Source organism: Candidatus Acidiferrales bacterium, from assembly GCA_036514995.1.
Lineage (GTDB): Bacteria > Acidobacteriota > Terriglobia > Acidiferrales > DATBWB01 > DATBWB01.
Genome location: DATBWB010000221.1, coordinates 1 through 3332 on the forward strand (window position 1 = coordinate 1; position 3332 = coordinate 3332).

At 58.4% G+C, this 3332-nt stretch carries 3 protein-coding genes; 2 read left to right on the top strand and 1 reads right to left on the bottom strand.

Annotated elements, in window-relative coordinates; genetic code table 11:
* Nucleotides 1-300: glycosyltransferase (locus VIH17_14170; protein HEY4684380.1), on the top strand; the 300-nt coding region annotated here is incomplete at its 5' end.
* Nucleotides 301-346: 46 nt separating this feature from the next.
* Here the strand turns inward: VIH17_14170 and VIH17_14175 are convergent.
* Nucleotides 347-772: a M67 family metallopeptidase gene (locus VIH17_14175; GenBank protein ID HEY4684381.1), complete on the bottom strand. Its 426-nt coding sequence runs from the start codon at nt 770-772 to the stop codon at nt 347-349.
* Nucleotides 773-982: 210 nt separating this feature from the next.
* Here VIH17_14175 and VIH17_14180 point away from each other — a divergent pair, with 210 nt between their 5' ends.
* Nucleotides 983-3256 carry a DUF5916 domain-containing protein gene (locus VIH17_14180; GenBank protein HEY4684382.1) on the top strand — a complete coding sequence of 758 codons (2274 nt, stop codon included), beginning with the start codon at nt 983-985 and terminating at the stop codon, nt 3254-3256.
* Nucleotides 3257-3332 lie beyond the last annotated feature (76 nt).

A 3332-nucleotide genomic window follows, 5' to 3' on the forward strand; every position in this document is an offset into this window, starting at 1 on the left:
GCCTTTGTGTTCCCGTCTCTGCAAGAGGGATTTGGATTGCCGCCGCTGGAAGCCATGGCCCACGGTACGCCGGTGGTAACCTCAAACGTTTCCTCGTTGCCCGAGGTGGTGGGTCAGGCGGCGGTCCAGGTTAATCCCGAAAATGTCTTTGAGATCGCCCGCGGCATTCGCCAGGTATTACTCGATGAAGGAACCCGCCGGCAAGTCATCTCGCAAGGCTTCGAGCAGATCAAGCGCTTTTCCTGGGAGCGTGCCGCCATGCTCGTCCGCGATCTCTACCTCGAGGCAGCCTCCCGCTAATCCGCGGAGGCATCGTGTGTGGCTTTCAGAAAAACTACGTTCTCGCCTATCCCGCCTCAAGAATCTCGAGCTCCATCTTCCGAACCTGGCCGTCGCGGATGGAAAAGGCTGCGCAGGCAGTTCTTGCCTCGCGGTGTGAAACCACCACGAAGTAGGCAACATCTGGATAGTACGCTCGCTCGACGTCCTGCGCGGAAGGGTGGGTATCCCCGGAAGGATGCGAGTGGTAAATGCCCAGATGTTCGAGGCCGCGGTTCCGCATCTCGCGAAAGAAGCGGAAAAGCTCCTCCGGCGGAATTTCAAAAGCTACCGGGCTCTCGAGAGCGTTGGTGGCGGGATAAATGTCGGTTATCAAGCCCTGGCGGCCGGCAAGCAGACCGCAGCACTCCAGCGGATGGTGCCGCCGCGCCTCCTCCAGCATGGACTTCATCACGCTTTGGCAAACTCGAATTGTCGTCGCCGGTTGGGCCATGATAGTCTTGCCCTGCGTCGCATGTCCGCACCAGACTCCTATTCTCACTCCCGCTCCCGCGCATCACAAGCGACAACCGCCGAGGTCGGACGCCGCTTGCCCGCCAAAGACTCTTTCCGGCTGTTCCTCAAATTGTCCTGGGCGGGCTTGCCCGCCAAAGACTCTCGGAGAATTCGGGCAGCTTGTCTCGAAGCCTCAACATGGGAGGGCTTGCAGTCCCGGCTCGGTCGGGTAACCGCCTGCTGCCTGGGTTGTCTCTTTTTGCTGCCCACCCCAGCAACAACTCAGAACAATGATTTCCTCTCTCAGGTAATTCCTGTCCGCCGCGTGGAGGCGGTGATTCACGTGGACGGCAGATTGGATGAGCCTGTCTGGCAACAGATCGAGCCGATCACTAGGTTCATCCAGACTCAGCCCGACGAAGGCAAGCCGGCCACGGAACGCACGGAAGTTCGCATCTTCTACACGAACTCAAGACTCTACTTTGGCTTCACATGCTTCGATTCTGAACCCGGCAAAATTGTCGCCCGGCTCGACTCCCACGACGCTCGGACCAACTCCGACAGCGTGGACATCCTCCTCGATCCCTTTGGTGATCGCCGCACCGGTTATTTCTTCAGCATCAATTCCCGCGGCGTCCAATTTGACGCTCTAGCAACTGAGAGCGCGGGCGCGAGCGGTTTTGAGATCTACGATGGCACGTGGGACGGTATCTGGGAAAGCGCGGCTCACATCGAAGATTGGGGCTATGCTGTCGAGGTGGCCATCCCTTTCAAGTCGATCCGCTTCGCCCCAACCAATCGCGGGGACCATCCCTGGGGAATCAACCTTGGCCGCGAGATCGTCAGGAAGAACGAAAACGACCGCTGGGTCTTTGTCACTCGCTTTGACCAGGTGATGAAACCCTCAAAGAGCGGCATTCTGAACGGCATTCGTGAGGTGGAGCCGGGACGAAACCTCGAGCTTATCCCCTACATCGCTCCACGCTTTCGCCGGGGGGCGAGCGACCGGGAAGAAAACGGCAACAAGGTGGAAGGTGGCTTTGATCTGCGCTGGGGAATCACGTCCAATCTGACAGCCAATCTGGCCGTCAATCCGGATTTTGCCGACACGGAAGCCGACGAAACGAACATCAGCATCTCCCGCTTCGAGCTTTTCTTCCCCGAGAAACGCAAGTTTTTTACCGAGGGCGCCAACTACTTCAAGACGCCATTCGATCTGTTTTTCAGCCGACGCGTGGGGGCGCGCCTGCCCGATGGCGTCCCGCAGCGGATTCTCTTTGGAGGAAAGCTCACCGGCAAAATTGGCAAATACACGATCGGCCTGCTCGAAGCCCGGACGGCGGAACAGCATGCCCGCGACCTGGACAACCCCGCCAATCCCATTCCGTTACGATCGCCCGGCGCGAACTTCTTTGTCCTGCGCCTCCAGCGCGACATCTGGGAAAAATCAAGCATCGGTTTCATCACCGTGAACCGCGACCAGAAGCCGGGCGACATCGGCTCAAAGCAGCGCGTGCACGCAATTGACCTCAACGTCCTTCACGGCCCGCATGTGAGCTGGTCTTCCCAGATTGCCGTCAGCCGCAACGGCGCCATTTCCAATGATCCCAACAGGGTCCCCACCCTCTCCGGCGGGTGGCAGCGGTTCGCATGGGCATCTGGCTTTTTCTATGACTCCAATGAATTCTCCACTGGTCTCGGCGGCACCTTCTTGGGCCGCGGGTTCGACGTGAGCGCCATCGGCTTTGAACCGGAAAACGACCGCTACACCGGCTTCAGTTTCATCACTTGGAAGCCCTTTATTGACCGCGGCGGCATTCGGCAACTCTTCTTCGAATGGAACTACGACGCAAAAAACGATACCTTTGGCCGCATCCAGGATGCCGGCGCCGATTTTCGCTTTCGTGCCCAGTTCAAGAATTTTTGGAACTTTAACGCCAGCTACTCCTACGACCGCGAACGGTTCAATGAATTCAACACCGACTTCGTCGCCCTGCCGGAGACGCGCGTGTACATCACGCCTCGTGTTCGCATGGAACTTTCGACAAATGAGAACCGGCCGGTGTGGTTTGAGATCGAATTCACCAAACGCAAAACCGTGAATTTCCGGGACAACTATTACGGTCGCCAGGAGCAGTACGAGGCGCGAACGAACCTGAAGCTTGCCGGCCGCGCCAAATTGGCGTTCAACGGAACTTACGTTCGAGAATTCGCCCTTTCTGGCGAGCCGCTCCAGGTGCGCCGGCTGTTTATCGCGCGCTACAACCAACAGTTCACGCCCAAATGGCGTACCCGCGTCCTGGCCCAATTCAACAACGACAAGCTGGGCCGCAACTTCAGCATCAATTCGATCGTCGCCTACGACTTTACCGCCCGCAGCGCGCTCTACGTCGGTTACAACTACCAGAAGCGACGCCCCACCGCTCTGAACGATCTCGGCAACGAGGTTTTTGTGAAGTTGTCCTACCTCTTCAATTTCTAGCAGCGTGTTGAAAAAGGCGCGCCCAGGCTGAAAGCCTGTGCCGCTGGTGCCTGCGCACGGCAGCGGGCGGCATGAC

Coding starts and splice junctions, on each gene's coding strand:
- VIH17_14175 (HEY4684381.1), bottom strand. CDS start 772: ATGGCCCAACCGGCGACGACAATTCGAGTTTGCCAAAGCGTGATGAAG.